At 61.5% G+C, this 18,884-nt stretch carries 15 protein-coding genes and 1 pseudogene; 9 read left to right on the top strand and 7 right to left on the bottom strand.

The features are described 5' to 3' along the window. Positions 1–916: 916 nt before the first annotated feature. Entirely contained in the window at positions 917–1,897 is a 981-nt protein-coding gene (locus tag BLS41_RS35475) for a GlxA family transcriptional regulator (protein ID WP_074772996.1), read from the bottom strand. Next, the gene (locus BLS41_RS35470) at positions 1,894–2,472 is read right to left on the bottom strand and encodes a cysteine hydrolase family protein (protein WP_074772993.1); all 579 of its coding nucleotides are present in this window, start codon (positions 2,470–2,472) and stop codon (positions 1,894–1,896) included. Before BLS41_RS35470 ends, BLS41_RS35475 begins: the two co-directional genes overlap by 4 nt. 388 nt (positions 2,473–2,860) lie before the next feature. On the opposite strand from BLS41_RS35470, the gene BLS41_RS35460 reads away from it, so the two are divergent. From BLS41_RS35460 to BLS41_RS40205, 6 genes are all read left to right on the top strand, one after another. Then, a complete protein-coding gene (locus BLS41_RS35460; RefSeq protein ID WP_253189887.1) occupies positions 2,861–3,793 on the top strand; it encodes a homocysteine S-methyltransferase family protein in 933 nt (310 codons plus the stop codon). A 48-nt stretch (positions 3,794–3,841) separates the two neighbouring features. Next, entirely contained in the window at positions 3,842–5,419 is a 1,578-nt protein-coding gene (locus tag BLS41_RS35455; RefSeq protein WP_216350643.1) for an ABC transporter substrate-binding protein, read from the top strand. Continuing rightward, positions 5,404–6,411: an ABC transporter permease gene (locus BLS41_RS35450; RefSeq protein WP_074772980.1), complete on the top strand. Its 1,008-nt coding sequence runs from the start codon at positions 5,404–5,406 to the stop codon at positions 6,409–6,411. Before BLS41_RS35455 ends, BLS41_RS35450 begins: the two co-directional genes overlap by 16 nt. Further along, entirely contained in the window at positions 6,408–7,199 is a 792-nt protein-coding gene (locus BLS41_RS35445) for an ABC transporter permease (protein WP_074772977.1), read from the top strand. Before BLS41_RS35450 ends, BLS41_RS35445 begins: the two co-directional genes overlap by 4 nt. Beyond that, positions 7,196–8,752, top strand: coding sequence for an ABC transporter ATP-binding protein (locus BLS41_RS38165; protein ID WP_083380247.1), 1,557 nt, complete (start codon positions 7,196–7,198; stop codon positions 8,750–8,752). The genes BLS41_RS35445 and BLS41_RS38165 overlap by 4 nt, the downstream gene beginning before the upstream one ends. Positions 8,753–9,215: 463 nt before the next feature. Beyond that, positions 9,216–9,563: a PilZ domain-containing protein gene (locus BLS41_RS40205; protein WP_074772974.1), complete on the top strand. Its 348-nt coding sequence runs from the start codon at positions 9,216–9,218 to the stop codon at positions 9,561–9,563. A gap of 261 nt (positions 9,564–9,824) precedes the next feature. Here BLS41_RS40205 and BLS41_RS35420 read toward each other — a convergent pair whose 3' ends face one another. From BLS41_RS35420 to BLS41_RS35400, 5 genes are all read right to left on the bottom strand, one after another. Further along, positions 9,825–10,367 (bottom strand): GNAT family N-acetyltransferase, encoded by a 543-nt coding sequence (locus BLS41_RS35420; RefSeq protein WP_074772971.1) that lies wholly within the window; start codon positions 10,365–10,367, stop codon positions 9,825–9,827. Between the two features lie 173 nt (positions 10,368–10,540). Further along, positions 10,541–11,080 (bottom strand): cysteine hydrolase family protein, encoded by a 540-nt coding sequence (locus BLS41_RS35415; RefSeq protein ID WP_216350641.1) that lies wholly within the window; start codon positions 11,078–11,080, stop codon positions 10,541–10,543. 868 nt (positions 11,081–11,948) lie between these two features. Beyond that, complete coding sequence (locus BLS41_RS35410) at positions 11,949–12,542, bottom strand: SAM-dependent methyltransferase (RefSeq protein ID WP_074772964.1); 594 nt, start codon at positions 12,540–12,542, stop codon at positions 11,949–11,951. Positions 12,543–12,611: 69 nt separating this feature from the next. Further along, the gene (locus BLS41_RS35405; RefSeq protein WP_083380277.1) at positions 12,612–13,688 is read right to left on the bottom strand and encodes an XdhC family protein; all 1,077 of its coding nucleotides are present in this window, start codon (positions 13,686–13,688) and stop codon (positions 12,612–12,614) included. Between the two features lie 92 nt (positions 13,689–13,780). Beyond that, positions 13,781–14,662 (bottom strand): xanthine dehydrogenase family protein molybdopterin-binding subunit, encoded by an 882-nt coding sequence (locus BLS41_RS35400; protein ID WP_253189886.1) that lies wholly within the window; start codon positions 14,660–14,662, stop codon positions 13,781–13,783. Between the two features lie 159 nt (positions 14,663–14,821). On the opposite strand from BLS41_RS35400, the gene BLS41_RS35395 reads away from it, so the two are divergent. The 3 genes and pseudogenes from BLS41_RS35395 to BLS41_RS35385 form a co-directional block, all read left to right on the top strand. Next, a complete protein-coding gene (locus tag BLS41_RS35395) occupies positions 14,822–15,721 on the top strand; it encodes an ABC transporter substrate-binding protein (protein WP_083380246.1) in 900 nt (299 codons plus the stop codon). A gap of 24 nt (positions 15,722–15,745) precedes the next feature. Further along, complete coding sequence (locus BLS41_RS35390) at positions 15,746–17,386, top strand: amino acid ABC transporter permease/ATP-binding protein (protein ID WP_074772961.1); 1,641 nt, start codon at positions 15,746–15,748, stop codon at positions 17,384–17,386. A gap of 35 nt (positions 17,387–17,421) precedes the next feature. Beyond that, positions 17,422–18,657, top strand: a pseudogene (locus BLS41_RS35385) (acetamidase/formamidase family protein); the annotation flags it as partial. Positions 18,658–18,884 lie beyond the last annotated feature (227 nt).

The raw sequence follows: 18,884 nt of genomic DNA, 5'->3' as shown, positions 1-18,884 counted from the left end.
TATTGAGTTGTGGCTCGGCAGGTGTGATGGTTGCAGTGGGCAGCGCAGTGTTTGTCACAGGCTGCGACGGAAGCGGAAGTTCCACGCCACAAGCGGTTGCGAACACGAGTGCTCAGTCCGCGCAGGCGACCTCCGACGACGGCGCCGCGGAGACGCCCTCCCAGGCTCAATTGACGTCACCCGTGAGTCAAGCCCCGGTCGCTCGTCAAACTCAGGTCACCGTTCCCGTGCAGAATCAGATGCCGCCACGACGGCAGGTGCAAAATTAAAAGGTGCTGCATCGAGCTATCCGAAACTTTATCGGCAATCTTCTCCTCGGCAGAAGGCGGTTCGTCATTCCATGCTCCGAATGGAAGCGGTTCTCGTATTGCATGCAGATCGCCCTTTTCGTTTCATGATGAAATGGATCACGGATACTACTTAGGATGACGTGGCAACGATAAAGTCTGAGAATTAGTCTTCAATTAAATAAGCCACTGAGAATTAATCCTGTTCGCGGCAGCAGACATCTTCCCTCCTCCGCTATCGCCAAGATGATCTGGTAAGTCTGGACCGATCAAGTATCTCCGCATGAGACAAAACTCGCGACTCACCCGATTTCCGTAACGAAGCTCTCGCAACTGCGCAGGAAGGCAAGATCGCGCTGGACTTGCATATCAATCTTCCGCCTCCACGCGACGCCGACAGCGCCTCCTTCATTCGCACAAAAGATGGGCTGCTCGCGCATCTTGGCGTGACGCCGAACGGTACGCGGCCGGTACCCAACGACGCCCAAGCGAAGGTCCCCGCATAGCAGCCTGTACGGTGCTCGTAGCGCGTGCCTGCTCTCCAGCGTCGCCGCGGTATCGTCGAAGTCGCAGATTTCCTCGTCGATCAGTTGCCCCGCTGCATCACACAAACCCGCTTGCGGCTTCACTCACGAAAGCGCCCCCTCTACCGCCTGTTGCGCGTCCCGGAAACGGGTCGGCGGCACCTCGTGATATCGCCGCCACACGCGTCGGAAATCGCGCACCGACGCGAAGCCCGACTGTTCCGCCACCTGCTCGATCGTCAGATTCGGGCTGCCCAGCAACTGCTGCGCGCGGGCGACACGCAGGCTCTGCTGATAGGAAAGTATCGAAATGCCCGCATGCTCGCTGAAGAGGCGGCTCAGATGCCGCGAACTGACATAGGCGGCATCGGCGAGTTCGGCCACGCTCCAGGTTCGCGTCAAGTCTCGCGCGATGATGTCCTGCGCGCGATGCACGGCCGGATGCATGTGATTGCGATGCGCGAGCCACGGCGACAACTGCGTCTCGTTGCCTGCGCGCCGCTGATAAACAACCTGACGGCGCGCAACCTCGGCGGCGACTTCCGCGCTGGCGTAATGCTCGATCAGATGCAGCGCCAGATCGATTCCCGCCGTGATACCGGCGCTCGTCAGCACAGCGTCGTCGTCGACGAACAGACAGTCGTCCTGCACGCGCGCCGATGGCTCCTCGCGCCGCAGCGAATCGACCAGCGCGAAGTGCGTCGTGCAGCGGCGCCCGGCAAGATGGCCCGCACGCGCGAGCAGAAACGCACCCGAGCAGATGCTGGCCATCCGCGTGTCCTCGCGCGGCGCCGTGCGCAGCCAGTGTGTGACCGCATCGAACGGCGCGCTGATGCCCGGCTCCGGCGATTCCGTCGTGCCGACCACCATCACGAGACTGCGCGGGGGCAAACCAGCGGGCAGCGCTTCGAGCCCGTCGATGAACGTGCCGATCGACGTCGCGACCCGCGCGAGCGGACCGCAGTGATGAAGCTCGAACGGCGCGCCGCAATCGACGGCCATCCGCAGCGCTTCAGCCGGCCCAGCGTAGTCGAGCATCAGCACGGGCGGCGTCAGCACAAACCACACGGAAATCGACGCTTTCATGCCGACCGCTGCGCTTGCCACGTGTCCAGAACATTCGCGACGCTAGCGATGCGCGCAAAGCGATCCTGCAGCACCAGTTCCGTATGTGCCTTGATCTCGGCGGGCGAATATTCGCGGCCGGTGCCGGCGTGAATCATCGGGAACGTCAAGGTGGCATCGGTGACGTAGTCGACCGAGTAGCCGATGTCGGAGGCAACACGCGTCGTGGTCTCGCAGCACTGTTCGGTGCGGATACCCGTGATCACGAGATGATCGATCTGGCGACGGCGAAGCCACAGGTCAAGTCCGGTATCGGTGAATGCGTTGTGCGTGTGCTTTTCGAAGACGACGTCGGGACCGTCGGGCAGCCAGTCCAGCGGCCTCACGAAGCCGGAGTCCTTTTTGAACGGGCCGGCCTTACCGAGATGAAATACGTGGACGACCGCGACGCCCGCCTCTCGCGCGCCACGTTCGAGGTCCAGCACAGCGGCTTTGAAAGCGGGCAGATCGACATCCGACCAGTTGGGCATCTGGCGAAACGATTCCTGCACGTCGATAACGATGAGAGCGGACCGGCGCGGTGTAGCTTCGGACATTTTTGACCTCCTCCATGTAAGAAGCTTTGATCTTATCGGCCCTACAGTATCAGTACGAGAGCATTTACGGTCACGTTGAGGACAAAATCGGCCAAACACCGGTGCCGAGGATTGCAATACTGCAAGACGAAGACACGGACGTAGACCTCTGAAGTGAACGCGAAACCCCGCATCCTCCGCCGATCTGCGTCGCTCGACAAACAAACATAATCGATAACGACAGCAGCGGCAGGCTGACGAAACGCGGGCGTGATCTGCATTCGCGGCGGGCAGAAAGAAATGGAAATCAAACTTTCGACAGATGCTCATCAGATATCGATCGAAGAAACTGTTCGTTCGCCATTAACTCGCAACTGGATACGATTCGAACTTTGGTGGAGCGAAACCAGTGGCAATACACATTCTCGATGGCGGCATGGGCCGCGAATTACTGCGAATCGGCGCGCCGTTTCAACAGCCGGAGTGGTCCGCACTTGCATTAATCGAAGCGCCGCATTACGTGCGCACCGCGCATGATTCGTTCGTCAGTGCCGGCGCGGACGTCATCACGACCAACTCGTATGCGGTCGTGCCGTTCCACATCGGCGACACGCGTTTTGCAGAAGAGGGGCAACGGCTCGCTGCACTCGCCGGTCAGTTGGCGCGCGATGCCGCCAACGCGGTCAGCCGGCCGGTACAGGTGGCGGGATCGCTGCCGCCGGTGTTCGGCTCGTATCGCCCCGATCTGTTCGACGCCAAAGCAGCCGAACCGCTGCTGCGCAAGCTGGTCGACGGCCTGTCGCCGTATGTCGATCTCTGGCTCGGCGAAACGCTTGGTTCGACGGCCGAAGCGCGCGCCGCGCACAAGGCCCTGAACGGCGATCCGCGTCCGCTCTGGCTGTCGTTCACACTGGACGACACCGTCGACATCGATGCGATCGTCGACGGCAGGCAGGCTCCGACGCTACGTTCCGGCGAAAGCATCGACACCGCATTCGACGTCGCCGCATCGCTCGGCGCGAGCGCCTTCCTGTTCAATTGCAGCCAGGCGGAAATCATGGAAGCAGCGGTACGCCGCGCTCGCGCAGCGCGCGATGCGAGCGGCGCGAGCCATGCTGCAATCGCGCTTGGCGTCTACGCGAACACGTTCGAACCGGAGCGTCAGCGCGGCGCCGCGAACGCAGGTTTGAGCGCGCTGCGCGAAGACCTGAAACCCGACGGTTATGCGGCCTTTGCGCGCCGCTGGGCCAATGCGGGCGCGTCGATCATCGGCGGATGCTGTGGCATCGGGCCCGAGCATATTGCAGTGCTGTCCTCGGCCGTACGCCGCGAATTCGGCTGATTCAAAACGCGCCGCAGCCTCTTCTTCCACTTTCCAATCAAGCACACCATGCATCCTGCTCACCCGGGCGACACGCCGATGTCCGCCGAAAAACGCGCGCGCCGCCGTTTCCTGCAACGCGCCGGCTCGACCGCCGCCGCATTGTCCGCGACCTCGCTGCTGGCACCGCGCGCGTTCGCGGCCGACACACCGAAACGTGGCGGCCACCTGATACTCGGACTCGATTCGGCGTCGAGCAGCGACCGGATCGATCCCGCGTTCTATTTCGAAGAGTTCATGTACAACATCGGCCGGCAGCTATTCAATACGCTGACCGACCTGAACGACGACGGCTCGTTGCGCCCGGGCCTCGCGCAAAGCTGGGATAGCCGCGACAACGCGCAAACGTGGATCATCAGGCTGCGCAGCGGCGTGCAATTCCATAACGGCAAAACGCTCGAACCCGCCGACGTGGTCTACTCGCTCAATCATCATCGAGGCAAGGATTCGCAGTCGGCCGCGAAAGCCTATCTGGACCCGGTGAAGGACATCGCGATCACGGGTCCGCTCGAGCTCACGTTCAAGCTCGATTCGCCGAATGTCGATTTCCCCTATCTGCTCGGCGACGTGCATTTCGGCATCACGCCGAACGGCGCGGATTTCGACAAGGGCATCGGCACCGGCGCCTTCATCCTCGAAAAATTCCAGCCGGGCGTGCGGGTGCTGACCAAACGCAATCCGAACTACTGGGACACGAATCGCGGCTTCGTCGATTCCGTCGAAACGGTCGCCTATAACGACAGCGCCGCGCGCGTTGCAGCGCTGCTGAGCGGCTCGGTGCATCTGATCAATCGTGTCGAGCCGCGCCTCGCCAAACGCATCGACTCGGTGCCGTCGGTTCATCTTTATCGTGCCCGCGACACCAACAACATCCTGTTCCCGATGCTCGCGGACCAGGCTCCGTTCAATAACAACGACGTTCGTACGGCACTCAAATACGCGATCGATCGCGAGCAGTTGCGCACGTCGCTGCTCGGCGGCTACGGCTCGGTCGCCAACGACAACCCACTGTTTCCGTCGAACCGCTTCTACACGACGGACGTGCCGAAGCACGGCTACGATCCCGACAAGGCGAAGTTCTACTGGAACAAATCCGGCGCGACGCAGCCGATCGTGCTGAGCGCAGCCGACGGCGCAACATTCGGCGGAGCGGTATCCGCGGCCGAGCTTTACCAGAGTTCCGCGAGCAAGGCGCAGATTCCGTTCAAGGTGAACCGCGTGCCCGCCGACGGCTACTGGACCCAGGTGTGGATGAAGGCCCCGTTCTGCGCATCGTCGTGGGCCAACCGTCCGACTGCGGACGCGTATCTGTCGATGATCTGCGTGTCGGGCGCGCCGTGGAACGAATCGCACTGGAAGGACCCGGCGTTCGACAAACTCGTTGCAGCCGCCCGCTCCGAAAGTAACGACGCGCGACGCAAGCAGATTTATCACGACATTCAGGTGCTGTATGCGCAACAGGGTGCGTCGGTGATCCCGTTGTATCAGGACTCGCTGCGGGCAACGCGCTCGAGCCTGAAGGGCTTCGCCGACATCCCCGGCGAAGTGGGTTCGCGCGCCGCCGAGAAAGTATGGTTCGCCAGTTGAGCGACAGCCTCGCAACGCCCGCGCAAAACGCGCGCCGATCGCCGCTGCTGCGGCTCTTTGCACGCCGCGTCATGCAGGGCATCGCGACGTTGTTCGTCGCGGTGACGTTGATCTTCGCGGGCACGAATCTGCTGCCCGGCAATATCGCCGCGACGATCCTCGGACAAAGCGCGACGCCTTCCGCCGTCGCCGCGATGCAGCGCGAACTGGGCCTCGACGAGCCGCTGCTGTCGCGCTACGGCCGCTGGCTCGGCGGCCTCGCTCACGGCGACTTCGGCGACAGTTACACCACGCGCGTGCCAGTCGTTCAGGCGATTGCGCCGCGCCTCGGCTACACATTGCTGCTCGCTGCGAGCGCTGCGGCGATCGCGGTGCCGCTGTCGCTCGTGCTCGGCATGCTGGCCGTTCTCAATCGCGGCGGCTGGCTCGATCGCGCGATTCTCGCGGGATCGCGGCTGTCGGTTGCACTTCCGGAATTCTTCGTCGGCTATCTGCTGATCGCACTGTTTTCGGTGCTGCTGCCGTGGTTGCCGAGCAGTGCTGCCGATGCGGGCTCCGGCACACTCAGCGGCTGGTTGACGAGCCTCGCGCTACCTTGCGCGACACTCGTGCTCGCGATTCTCGGCCATATGACCAGCATGACACGCGCGGCCTTGAGCGACGTGATGGCGACGCCGTTCGTCGAAATGGCGCAACTCAAGGGCCTCGCGCCGCATCGTGTGATCTTCCGGCATGCGCTGCCGAACGCGGTCGCGCCGATTGTCAGCATCATCGCGCTGAATCTCGCTTATCTGACCGTGGGCGCCGTGGTCGTCGAGACCATCTTCGTTTATCCGGGGCTGGGGCAGTACATGGTCGATAGCGTCGTCAAGCGCGACGTTCCCGCCGTGCAGGCCTGCGGCGTGATCTTCGGCGCGCTGTATGTCGGGCTCAATCTGCTGGCCGATCTGGTCGCGATCGCCGCCAATCCGCGCCTGAGGTATCCGCGATGAAGCGCACGCCTTATCTGTCGCTCGCGTTCCTGCTGCTGTGCGCGTTGCTCGCGCTGGGCGCGCCGTGGCTCGCGCGGCATGGCGTGAACGAAATCGTCGGCGGCAATTGGGACGGACCGTCGGCGCTCGCGTGGTTCGGCACCGATAACATCGGCCGCGATGCATGGTCGCGGCTCGTTTATGGCGCGCGCAACACGATCGGGCTTGGGCTGCTATCGACGCTGCTCGCGTTCGCGAGCGGCGGCCTGCTCGGGATGCTGGCCGGCGTCGCCGGCGGCTGGCTCGACACCGGTCTGTCTTGCAGCAACGACGTGTTGATGTCGATTCCCTCGCTAATCTTCGCGCTGGTGGTGCTCGCGGTCACGCCGCCCGGCGCGCTCACCGTATGCCTCGTGGTCGCCGCGCTCGAAGGGATCCGGATCTTTCGAGTCACACGGGCGCTTGCCGCGGACGTGGCCGTGCTCGATTACATCGAAGTCGCGCGCTTGCGGGGCGAAGGCATCGCCGTTCTGATCTTTCGCGAGGTGCTGCCGAATATCGCGCGGCCGCTGGTCGCGGAGTTCGGCTTGCGCCTCGTGTTTGCGATCCTGCTGATCTCGACGCTGTCGTTTCTCGGACTCGGCTTGCAGCCGCCCGCCACCGATTGGGGCAGCCTCGCGAAAGAAAACAAGGACGGCGTGCTGTTCGGCGTCTGGGCCGCGATGATTCCCGGCGCGTCGATCGGCTTGTTGAGCCTGAGCATCAATGCAGTGCTCGACTGGCTCGCGCATCGAGGAAAAGCAGCATGAGTGCATTCGTTCTGGAAGCAAGGCAACTCACGATCGACGCGCCTGCACAGATTCAGACTGACGAGGCGGGCAGATCGACGACCGTCACGCGCCGGGTTCTCGACAACGTGTCCTTCGCGCTTGCGCGCAACAGCGTGCTCGGTGTGATCGGCGAATCGGGCGCGGGCAAATCGACGCTCGGACTCGCCGCGCTAGGCCATTTGCGCGGCGGCCTCGCGGTGTCGGCGGGACAGATCGAACTGTGCGGCGAGAACGTGCTTGCGCTGTCCGCGCGAAGCAAGGCTGCGTTGCGCGGACAGCGGATCGCGTATGTCGCGCAATCGGCGGCGGCAGCTTTTACGCCGTCGACGCGCCTGCTCGATCAGGTGATCGAAACCGCCGTCGTGCGCCGGTTGATGACGCGCAGGCAAGCTGTCGCGCGAGCCATCGAACTGTTTGCGCTGCTCGGCTTGCCTGATCCTCAGCGCTTCGGCGAGCGCTATCCGCATCAGGTTTCGGGCGGGCAGTTGCAAAGGGCAATGACCGCGATGGCGCTCTGCCCCGCGCCGGACGTGATCGTATTCGACGAGCCGACCACGGCGCTCGATGCGGACACCCGCGATCAGGTGCTGGCGACGATCGCGCACGCGTTGCGGGCGACTGAAACGGCGGCGATCTATATCAGCCACGATCTGCCGGTCGTCGCGCGAATTGCTGATCGACTGCTGGTCTTGCGCGACGGACGCACTGTCGAATATGGACCAGCGCAGGAGATCGTCGATACCCCGCGCGAAGCGTACACACGGCGTCTGCTCGACGCAGCGCGTCTGGGCCGTCGAGCGCCGAAGCCGGCAGCGGACCAGCCACCGGCGCTGGCCGTCGACGGCGTCAGCGCACGTTATCGAAGCGGAGCGCAAGTGCTCGATAACGTCTCGTTCGAGATTCCAGCCGGCCACACGCTGGCGGTCGTCGGCCGCTCGGGGTCCGGCAAGTCGAGTCTTGCGCGCGTCGTCACAGGCCTGTTGAGTACCGAACGTGGGCATATAAGCGTCGACGGTCAACGCTTGCCCGCGGACTTCCGCGAACGTAGCCGCGAACAGTTGCGCGTCGTGCAACTGATTCATCAATTGCCGGACGTAGCGTTGAATCCCGCGCACACGATTCGTGAAGCGATTGGCCGGCCGCTGACGTTTTACTTCGGTTTGCGCGGCGTCGAACGCGAGCGCCGGATCGTCGCGCTTGCCGGGCAGGTTGAATTGAGCGCGGACCTTCTGGACCGCTATCCGCATCAGCTGTCGGGCGGCCAGAAACAACGAGTCTGCATTGCGCGTGCGTTTGCGGCAGAGCCGAAGGTGCTGGTCTGCGATGAACCGACGTCGGCGCTGGACCCGCTGATTGCGCAAAGTGTGCTGCGCCTCTTTTCGACTTTGCAACGAACGTCGGGTATCGCGATGCTGTTCATCACGCACGATCCGCAAACCGTGCAGGCAATGGCGGATGCGGTGCTGTCGATTGAAGGCGGACGGGCGGCTTATGCGAAATTACGGAAGGAGAAGTTGGAGAGTGCGGTGTAGCTTTCGACGCTGCGGATGTGAGCAGCTCGCCGCGCATTGCTTGCAATGCAAGCGTCCAAAGCACGGCTCATGGAATCCCTCTGATCAACTGACTCTCCCGCGGCGATTTTCCCCGGATCAATGGGAATAAAAATAGGCAATAGAGTTAGAGCCAACGTATATTCGGCTTAGAACCGGCCGAGTGCCAATACACACAAGAGATGCGCTTCGCCCGGCTGCCCAGTGCACGTCTGGCTGAATGCACGCGCGCTACTGACCGCGCCGCCGAAATAACACTATTAAATCCCCATGCAGAGTACTGACGGCATATCACCTGAACGGGAGAATGTCGTACACTCACTTTAATTAAATACTTCAGGCTAAGTTCTTACCTACTCTTACTGTCAGAGAGAGGCTTGCCTGATTTGCAGATCTTGCTGCGGTTCCCGCTCACAGTAAAACAAATGAAAGCGAGGGTATAGCTATGGGGAACGGAATGGACTTGCGTCGAGAGGTGCGTACCCCGATGTTGTTCCCTCCGCTACTTCTGAATAAAGATGGCCGGGGCCTCGCCCGTGTGGCGGATCTGAGTCCACATGGCGCACTTCTTTATGCAAGGAGCGGCGTTTTTTCGCATGGCGAGACGGTATCAGGGTGGTTGCATTCGCCTCCAATCGACGACGATGAGATAGTCCTTGCCGTCGGTGTCAACGTTCGCTGGGTCTCGGTAGATCGGGAAAGAGGATGGACTCGTGTGGGCTGCGAGTTGCATCGCCTGGATCAACGCTCGCTAACCGGACTCTGGCGGCTGATCGAGAAGGCTTCACCCTAGTTGACTGGCAACCTCGTATTCGCCCCGTAACCAGTTGCATTTTTTCTGCTGCGGTTTCGAACCGCACAGATCAGTAACGATCTGGCTAGCGGCGTCGAGCGTCTGAACGCGGCAGATTACGCCCCGATGCCGATTCATTCGGCTCTCGACTCGCGTGCGACCCACGACAGACCTTCAGCGTTCTCATAACCGTACAGTCACGAACTGGTCCGGCAAAACCGCAGTGATCGCAATGTGAGAGGACGCAAGAATCCGTCGCTACTACCGGCTTATAGCAGGCGGCTCATCTGTCTCGCCAAGATGTCGTTCGTAATAGACCAGATCATGCCAGGCGCCATGGAGGTACATGCTCCTTCTGGCCTTTCCAAATGCCACGAACTCGTTTCGCTCCAATACGCGCATCGATGCGAAGTTCTGTGGCCGGACAATTGCCTCTACTCGCGACAACTTTAATTCGCTCGCAGCGATCTCCATCGCCAGCTTCACCGCTTGAGATGCGTAGCCTAGTCCTGCAAAGCGCTTGCCGATGCGGTATCCAAGCGTTGCTTTGTTGAAATAAGGCCTCGTCACGGTAGTGAGGTTCACTCTACCGATAATCGTGCCCTCCAGGCGGATGAAGTATTGGTAAGCTCGATCGCCTTCCGCATCTGCCATAGCTGATCCAATCGCTTCGCGCACCGCAATGGCGTCGTAGTACTCGTTGGGACGAGCATTTATCCATTCTTCGAAGTAAGAGCGATTCTCCATCTCGAACGCGAGTAGCTCATGCGCATCGCTCAATGCTGGATGGCAGATTTGTATCATTGGCACCTGAGAGTTGTAGTGTCTCGTTGATTGTATCGCCGGTTGAATTCCGAACGCGAACGGCACGCGAAAAAGGACATCGGCCTATAGATTCGGAGCGGCCTTTGAGGCGTAGAAGCCCTTAGAGGCACTCCTCCGCATCGCGCTGACAGATCTTGCAGAAAAAGAATCTCTTACTGTGAAAACCTGATCATGCTGGAGCGAGTCAACGTAACGTTTTTGCTCACGCCAGCAGGAGCATTGGCGAGAATCCACGCGGTCGAGAGTTCGCCGAACGGGTCTTTGCTCGACATGCCGTCAACTGGGACCACTACCTTGAAGCCGCGCACCGCCGCTTCGCTGGCGGTGTACAACACTGCGCCATGTGCCATCGTGCCGGTAACGATCACGGTTTGAATACCCTTGTTCTTCAGAGCCGTTTCAAGCTCGGTGTTGAAGAACTTGTCCACGCCGGATTGCACGACCGTCTCACCACCATTGGCTGCGATAACTGGCGGCACAGCCGCCAGTGTGCCCGTGCTGGTGAGGCTGTAGACGATCATCAGGTTCGCCTCGCGCGACTTGCTCAACAGATTGGCGATATAAGGCAGTGAGGCATCACAGGTGGGACGCTCTTTGCTGTTGCAGGTGCTGGTGTCGAAATCGAGCAGCAATAGCGCGGTATGACCTGGATCGGTAACGGTGACAGTCTTCAACTCTGGAGGCGGGGGCATCGGGACTGACTTCCACGACGCGATGATGTCGGCTTGTGCCACACCGCAAAAGGGTAAAGCAAGCAGCAGTGCACACAGTGCTCTTCGAACGTTATGCATAAACTCTCCGATATAACCTGCGTGATGTGGGCATCCACGGCGCGTCGGCTTCAGGGCGCGCCGCCGTCGTGCCGTCGTGGCCGAATAATTCTATCGTACGCATTAGTTTGGGGTATTTAGATTACACACGACTAGGTTCAGCTTATTGACCTATTGACATGGACCCGCCGGTCGCTGATGACCAACTGTCTGACGATCTGAACGTTAGGTGTTCAGCATTTTTTTTCTCTATGGGGCAAGCGCCGCAGGCGGCTGTCCACACCCTTGCGTTGTGGACAGCTCAGTTGTGCACATGGGGAACTTCAACCGTTAGTCGTCGGGACAACTGTTCGAATTGGTCCTGAACGAGAGAGTTACCGGCCCCCAAATAAACGACAAGATCCGCATCCTGCCGCGCTAGTGATTAGCAGAATAGATGCGAAATTTAACGCGCTCCGTTCAATCGATGCGCGCCACGCACAATGGGTCGACGAAGCGCTGGTGCGGATCGACGAAGAGGTGTTCCACCCTGCGTGGGACGGGTTCATCCAACTGTCGGAGATTCGCAATTGAGCGCCGACCCCAGCAGCCTGAAACTCATGGTGGATTCTTCCTCCAAAATTCCGTGCGATGCTGGACACAAGCGAATCCGTCCGAAAGCGAGAGTAGACCGCGTCGAATTCCGCGATACGCCCATGAATCTGGGCTCGCAGCAGGTGGCCTATTGGATCGGCTGTCTCGATCTCCCACCTTGTCCCCGTCGCCGCGAAACTGAATATAGCCATCTGATTCACGACGTCGAAAGAATCGACGCAACCGAGGAAGTTATTTCAGGAGATACAGCAGCAAGCGTTGGCCACTGATACAGGGCCACAGCGCCACGCATTGGCGCCTGCCTCGTCGCACAGACTGTGCGCCCCCGGAACCAGAAAGTAATCGAGACCACGAGCGTGCCAGTTGCAAGCGTCGCATCGGGCAGGCGGCCGACACCGCGCATAGTATCTGTCATGAGATCGCATGTAACCGCATCTGCATCGCCTGGAGCAGCCTTAGTGAAGTCCTTGTAGATCAGCGAGACATTTGCGAGATTCCACGTCCTCACGCGCGCCACCAGGTACGGAAGCGGCGACACTTCAATTCCATGAACTTCGGCCGCCGGGAATGCTCGCGCCAAGGCTACGACCAAGGTTCCCCACCCACTCCCGAGGTCGTATATCTTTGCGCGATCCTTTAGCCCGGCTTGTCGCAGCAGGGCGATCACATCCGCGGCTTCACTAGTGCTCGACGGCAATGATGGCACGCCTGTATAGGCTTGAAACACCAGCAGCGAAGCCGCTGAAATCACTACAAAAAGGATGGCGAACAGAGAGAGCCATGTCGACATGTTAGATGTTCCAAAACTCGTCACCGACAGCACACCGTCGGAACAAAAGAATGCAAATCGCGATGTCGGCTAGCCGGATTGGCGTCTATCAACGACGAAATAATCACTGTTTGGCGACACCCGCGCGGGGACGGCCCTTGACCGGGCGTCGTCGGAAATCGCGCCTGCCTTGGCTTCGCCGACCCGCATAGTTGAAGGAACGGTCACGCCGTTCCTGGCAGCAGTGACTTCCGCCAGGATCGACAACGCTATTTCGGGAGGCGTTCGGCTTCCGATATAGAGGCCCGCAGGCCCTCGCAGACGTGCAAGCTGGGGCTCAGTTACGTCAAACTCCTTCAGCCTTTCACGGCGAGCCGCGTTGTTGCGCCGCGAACCAAGGGCCCCTACGTAAAACGCCGGTGTCTTTAGCGCCTCCATCAACGCGAGATCATCAAGCTTGGGATCGTGCGTGAGTGTCATCACGGCCGAGCGCGTGTCGGGCCTCATACTCTGAACTGTATCGTCGGGCATGGTGTGAACGAGCGTGGTTCCGGGTACATCCCAAGTAGACGTATATTCCACACGCGGGTTGCACACGGTAATCTGGTAATCGAGGCCGGTCGCGATCTGGCAAAGATAGCGTGACAGCTGACCGGCCCCGATCACCAGCATCCGGTGCTGTGGCCCATGCACAGTCGACAGATGGTGTCCATCAAAAGAAAGACTATCCTTTGCCGTCGCCGCTCGAAGCTTTACGACGCCCGTAGTCATCGATAAGGTGCGCAGCAGAAGTTGCCCGTTCTGGATCGCAGTCCGCACGTTTTCGATCTTGCTGTTGGAACCCAACGGCTCCAGCACGAGTTCTATGGTCCCACCACACGGCAGGCCAAACCGATGGGCTTCCTCAGCGCTAAGCCCGTAACGGACCAGTTCTGGAGCTTTCCATTGCGACGCGTCAGATGCAGCGAGGCGCACGATGAGGTCGTCCTCGATGCAGCCTCCTGACACGGAACCGACAACGATGCCATCGTCACGCACAGCAAGCATGGCGCCCTCGGGACGAGGCGACGAACCCCACGTTTTCACTACGGTGACGAGCATCACGCGGTGGCCCGTTTTCAGCCACCGGGCGGCGGCCTCAAGCACCTCCAGATCGACTGTCTGCATCATTCACGCCTCTACGGTTCTTGATACGGCTCGTCGATCGCGATGCGACGCGATGCCGACGCCGCGCTCCGATGGCCTATTCACACCGAGACTCAGACGGATGTGGCAGGAATGCCATCCATCAACTTGTCCAGGGTAATCGGCAAGCTGCGGATCCGCTTTCCCGTCGCATGAAAAACGGCATTCGCGACAGCTGCTGCCAGCCCCGTCACGCCAATCTCCCCGATACCGCGTGCACCGAATTCACTCAGGTGATAGTCCGGGTAATCGAGCAGGATCACATCGATTTCAGGCTGGTCCGCATGAACCGGCACGACGTACTCGGCATAGTTGTTATTGGCCGGCAGCCCGCTGCGCGGATCAAATTCCGCAGCCTCGAACATCGCCATGCCGATACCCATCACGATGCCGCCTTCGACCTGATTGCGCGCCGCCAATGGATTCACAACCTTGCCCACATCGATCGCACTCACCACCCGCGCGACCCGCAGGCGGGAGATCCCCGGGTCCCAGCGCACCTCGACGAAATGCACCCCGAACGAGCGAAACGAATATTTCGACATGTCCGCGCCGTCGCTGTGGAAATATCCCTCCGCCCGTGCGAGCCGCTGGCTCGTGAGAATATCGGCGAACGTCACTGATTTTCCGTTCGCGGACAACGTTCCGTTGCTGACCTGCAGCGCATCCGGCTTTGTTCCCGCGAATGCAGCAGAGTCGGCAGTCGCATACTGCCTGATGCGTTTGAGCGCTTCGCGCGTGGCGCCAGCAATTGCAGACATTGCACTGGCAGTCGCCCACGAACCGCCCGACACCGGCCCAGCAGGAAACGAAGAACTGCCAAGCTCCACTTCCACTTTGTCGAGCGGCAATCCCGTCAACTCGCTGACGGTTTGCGCAACGATCGTGTACGTACCTGTGCCGATATCCTGAAGCCCACATTGCGCAAGCGCCGTGCCGTCCGAGCGGAGTGTCACGCGCGCTTCGGTCGCCCCCCACTTCGCCTCCGTACAAGTCTTTGTGCGCAACCGTACAAGTTCCCACAATTTCGACTGCGTACGCTTCGTGACAAGCGGTGCAGCACGGCGTACATGGGGTCGCCGTCCGCGCGCGCCGCACTGGACAGGAGTTCCCGGATGCTGACCACGATCATCGCAACAATGCGCCGGTGGCGCGAACTGGCCGCCGCTGCGGCGTGCCTGCTGGCCATCGTCTTGCCGGAACACGCGCATGCAGCCTCAGCTGCCGTACCCGCCGAATGCAAAGCGCTGCAGGCGAAATATCCGCAGTTCAAGGGCAAGACGCTGACCAATGCGATCAACCCGCACACGCCCGGCTACGAAGCGCTGGACCCGAACGATCCGAGCAAATACGTCGGTTTCGATATCGACCTCGGTGAAACGATCGGCTCGTGCCTCGGCTTTACGATGGCGTACAAGCCGGTGACTTTCGCCGCGCTGCTCACGACGCTGCAAAGCGGGCAAGCCGACATCGTGATCTCCGATATCTATGCAACCGAAGACCGCGCGAAGGCCGCCGACTTCATCACCTACTCGAAGGTGTTCGACGGCGTGCTCGTCGCAAAGGGCAACCCGAAGAAGATCAGCGGGATCAATGCATCGCTGTGCGGCACAACGGCAGCCGAAAACACCGGCTACGTGGAGGTGCCGCTGATCCAGGCGCTCGCGCCAAGCTGCAAGGCACAGGGTAAGCCGGAAGCTACCGTGCAGCTATACGACAACAACGCGAACTGCATTCAGGCGATTCTCGCGGGCCGCGCCGACACCTACATCAACGACGTGAACACGGTCGATCAGGCGGTGAAGGCGTATCCGGACAAGCTCGAGAAGGCTACCGCGGTGACGCTGCCGTACTTCGTCGGCATCGGAGTGCCGAAGGATAAGCCCGAGTTTCGCGCCGCCGTCATGGCCGCACTGGTCGCGATCCAGAAAGCCGGCACTGAGAAGGAATTGCTGAAGAAGTGGTCGCTTGGCGTCGAGAACGAGGCGACACCGCAGCTGATCGTCTCGAAGTAATCAGTATCGGAACGCGCGCCTGCGATGGAACTCTTCCTGCATTACCTGACCATGCCCTATCTGCTGAAGGGTATTGGTTTCACGATTTCGGTGACGTTATTGGGACTGGCCGGCGGCCTCGTGGTCGGGCTGGTGCTCGCGGCGATGCAGTTGTCGCGCGTCGGCCCGCTCGCCGCCGTCGCGCGCGCCTACACGGTGATCTTTCGCGGCACCCCGCTGATCCTGCAACTCGTGTTCGCATACGACGCGCTGCCGCACATCGGGCTGAAGCTGTCGGCGATCGGCGCGGCGGGTCTCGCGCTGGCTGCGAACGAAGGGCCGTTCATCGCCGAAATCCTGCGGGCGGGCGTACTCGGTGTGGAGCGTGGCCAGGTGCTCGCGGGTCAGGCGCTCGGCATGGGTCCGCTCGTGCTGATGCGCCGGATCATCGCCCCGCAGGCAATCCGTTCGATCGTGCCCGCACTCGGCAACGAGTCGGTGAGCGCGCTGAAGAATTCGTCACTGGCGTCAGTGATCGCGGTCGACGAACTGACGCTGCGCAGCACACAACTCGCATCGTCGACTTTCGATTTCTTCTCGATCTTCTTCTCGTCCGGGCTGATGTATCTGGTGCTGACCGGCCTGATCGCGGCACTGCAGCTCGCCGCCGAGCGGGCGCTCGATCTCGATCGCAGTGCTGCGGCCAGTCCGGCTCGCGGTGGTCGCTCGCGCTGGTCGCCGTGGCGGCGCGGCGCAGTCGTGCCGGTGAGCGGCGCACCGGAGCCGGCTGCCACACAGGCTGAGATCGCCGCGACGCTCGACACGCTCGAGCCGCCGCCACGGCATCTCGTGCGCAGCGAAGAAGATCGCGCGGCGCGCTACGAGTCGTTCGCGACGCAACGCGCGGCAGTACAGGTGACGGGCCTTGCGAAACGCTACGGCGCGCAAACCGTGCTCGCCGGTTTCGATCTGTCGGTGCGTGCGGGCGAAGTGGTCGTCGTGCTGGGTCCGAGTGGCTCGGGCAAAAGTACGCTGCTGCGCTGTATCAACCATCTCGAGTCATGGGACGAAGGCAGGATTCGCATCGACGACAAGCGCATCGGTTATCGCGTCGACGGCAATCCGATGACTCCAGGCGAGCTTGCCGCCGAACGCGCGAGCGCGGGTGTCGGCATGGTGTTCCAGCATTTCAACCTGTTCGCGCATCTGAGCGCGCTGGAGAACGTCGCGGGACCGCTGCGCTGGGTGCATGGCGTCGCGCCCGCCGAAGCGGAACGCCGCGCACGCGAACTGCTGGCGCGCGTCGGTTTGAGCCATCGCGCGGAGGCATTGCCTCGCCATCTGTCGGGCGGGCAGCAGCAGCGTGTCGCGATTGCGCGCGCGCTCGCACCGAACCCGCGCGTGCTGTTACTCGACGAACCGACGTCCGCGCTCGATCCCGAACTGGTCGGCGAAGTGCTCGACGTGATACAGCGGCTCGCGGTCGAAGACGGCCTGACGATGATCATCTCCACGCATCAACTGCGCTTCGCCGATCAGGTCGCCGATCGCGTCGTCTTCATGAGCGGCGGCAAGGTGGTCGAAGAAGGCCCCGCGCACACGATGCTCACAGCACCGAAGCACCCGTTGACGCGGCGATTCCTGTCGGTGATGGGCGCCGACAATCGACTCGAACTCGCGTCATAGCACGAACTCAACACTGAAAAGGTGCACATCACATGAAGCATCACACGCTTGCCGTGTCGCCGGATACGGTGCACTGGGGCTATTTCAGCAAGGCCGTTGTCCCGGCGCTGACGCTGCGCTCGGGCGATCGCGCGACCATCGAAACGCTCACGCATCACGCGAACGACGACCACGAGCGGATGATCGCAGGCGACCCCGGCGCGGAAAGTGTGTTCCATTGGACCCGCGAACATAAGGCGGTGCCCCGCCGTGGCGCGGGACCGGACACCGGTCCGTTCAAGCTCGGCTCGGGCGAAGGCGTGGGCGTGCATCTGCTGACCGGACCGGTCGCGATCGAAGGCGCCGAACCCGGAGACGTGCTCGAAGTGCGGATTCTCGACGTACGCCCCCGTCCGAGTTGCAACGCGTGCTACCGTGGCCGCTGCTTCGGCTCGAATGTGGCTGCATCGTGGGGCTTCCAGTATCACGATCTGATCGAGGAACCGAAGCCGCGCGAAGTCGTGACTATTTTCGAACTGGACACCAGCGGCGAGCCGTATGCGCGCGCGGTGTACAACTATGTGTGGACGCCGCAGACCGATCCGGATGGCGTCGTGCATCCGACGATCGACTATCCTGGCGTGCGCGTCGACCATACGCTCGTGAAAAAGCGCGAATCGGTCTTGCCCAACGTGAAGGTGCCCGCGCGCCTGCACTTTGGCACGATGGGCGTCGCGCCGGCCGAGTCCGAGTTCGTCAGCTCGATTCCGCCAAGCTACACGGGCGGCAATATCGACGACTGGCGCGTCGGCAAGGGCGCGCGCATGTATTACCCGGTGGCCGTGGCAGGCGCGTATTTCTCAGTCGGCGATCCGCACGCTGCTCAAGGCGACAGCGAACTGGGCGGCACGGCGATCGAAACCTCGCTGACCGGCGATTTCGAGTTCGTTCTGCACAAAGCCGCCGATCTGGGCGGCACGATTCTGGAAGGTCTCACGCATCCAATGCTCGAAACCGACGAGCAATGGTCGATGTACGGCTTCACGTTCCCCAACTACCTCGCCGAGCTGGGACCGAACGCACAACTCGAGGTCGCGCAGCATGCCAGTCTCGACAAGGCAATGCGCGACGCCTTCCGCAAGCTGCGCCGCTTCCTGATGACGGTCCACAAATTGAGCGAAGACGAGGCGATTGCACTCATGTCGGTCGCCGCGGACTTCGGCGTGACGCAGGTCGTGGACGGCAACTGGGGCGTGCATGGATCGATCCGCAAGGCGATGTTCGGCGGATAAGCGCCGTGTACGTTGTGCGGCACGCAACACGCGGCGCAGCCGCAGCGCGCCGCGATGGTGCGCGCGCGCCTCGACAACGTGCAGGGCCGTCACCCACCTTCCGGTGTGCAGTGCGAGATGCGCCGCCACACGAATACGAATGCAATGACGCGATGGTGGCGCAAAGCTTGCTTTGAGCTTACCCCGACGATACAGAACGCATGCGCACAGGCGCGTGCGATATCACG

This window comes from Paraburkholderia fungorum, from assembly GCF_900099835.1.
Classification (GTDB): domain Bacteria; phylum Pseudomonadota; class Gammaproteobacteria; order Burkholderiales; family Burkholderiaceae; genus Paraburkholderia; species Paraburkholderia fungorum_A.
The sequence above is the reverse complement of the archived record's forward strand: the minus strand, read 5'-3'. Positions and strand labels throughout refer to the sequence as shown.

Bases quoted from the DNA above. Each gene is read 5' to 3' on its own strand.
- BLS41_RS35405 (WP_083380277.1), bottom strand. From the start codon at position 13,688: ATGCAGACAGTCGATCTGGAGGTGCTTGAGGCCGCCGCCCGGTGGCTG.
- BLS41_RS35475 (WP_074772996.1), bottom strand. From the start codon at position 1,897: ATGAAAGCGTCGATTTCCGTGTGGTTTGTGCTGACGCCGCCCGTGCTG.
- BLS41_RS35395 (WP_083380246.1), top strand. From the start codon at position 14,822: ATGCTGACCACGATCATCGCAACAATGCGCCGGTGGCGCGAACTGGCC.
- BLS41_RS35420 (WP_074772971.1), bottom strand. From the start codon at position 10,367: ATGATACAAATCTGCCATCCAGCATTGAGCGATGCGCATGAGCTACTC.
- BLS41_RS35455 (WP_216350643.1), top strand. From the start codon at position 3,842: ATGCATCCTGCTCACCCGGGCGACACGCCGATGTCCGCCGAAAAACGC.
- BLS41_RS38165 (WP_083380247.1), top strand. From the start codon at position 7,196: ATGAGTGCATTCGTTCTGGAAGCAAGGCAACTCACGATCGACGCGCCT.
- BLS41_RS35450 (WP_074772980.1), top strand. From the start codon at position 5,404: ATGGTTCGCCAGTTGAGCGACAGCCTCGCAACGCCCGCGCAAAACGCG.
- BLS41_RS35415 (WP_216350641.1), bottom strand. From the start codon at position 11,080: ATGCCCCCGCCTCCAGAGTTGAAGACTGTCACCGTTACCGATCCAGGT.
- BLS41_RS35470 (WP_074772993.1), bottom strand. From the start codon at position 2,472: ATGTCCGAAGCTACACCGCGCCGGTCCGCTCTCATCGTTATCGACGTG.
- BLS41_RS40205 (WP_074772974.1), top strand. From the start codon at position 9,216: ATGGGGAACGGAATGGACTTGCGTCGAGAGGTGCGTACCCCGATGTTG.
- BLS41_RS35445 (WP_074772977.1), top strand. From the start codon at position 6,408: ATGAAGCGCACGCCTTATCTGTCGCTCGCGTTCCTGCTGCTGTGCGCG.
- BLS41_RS35390 (WP_074772961.1), top strand. From the start codon at position 15,746: ATGGAACTCTTCCTGCATTACCTGACCATGCCCTATCTGCTGAAGGGT.
- BLS41_RS35410 (WP_074772964.1), bottom strand. From the start codon at position 12,542: ATGTCGACATGGCTCTCTCTGTTCGCCATCCTTTTTGTAGTGATTTCA.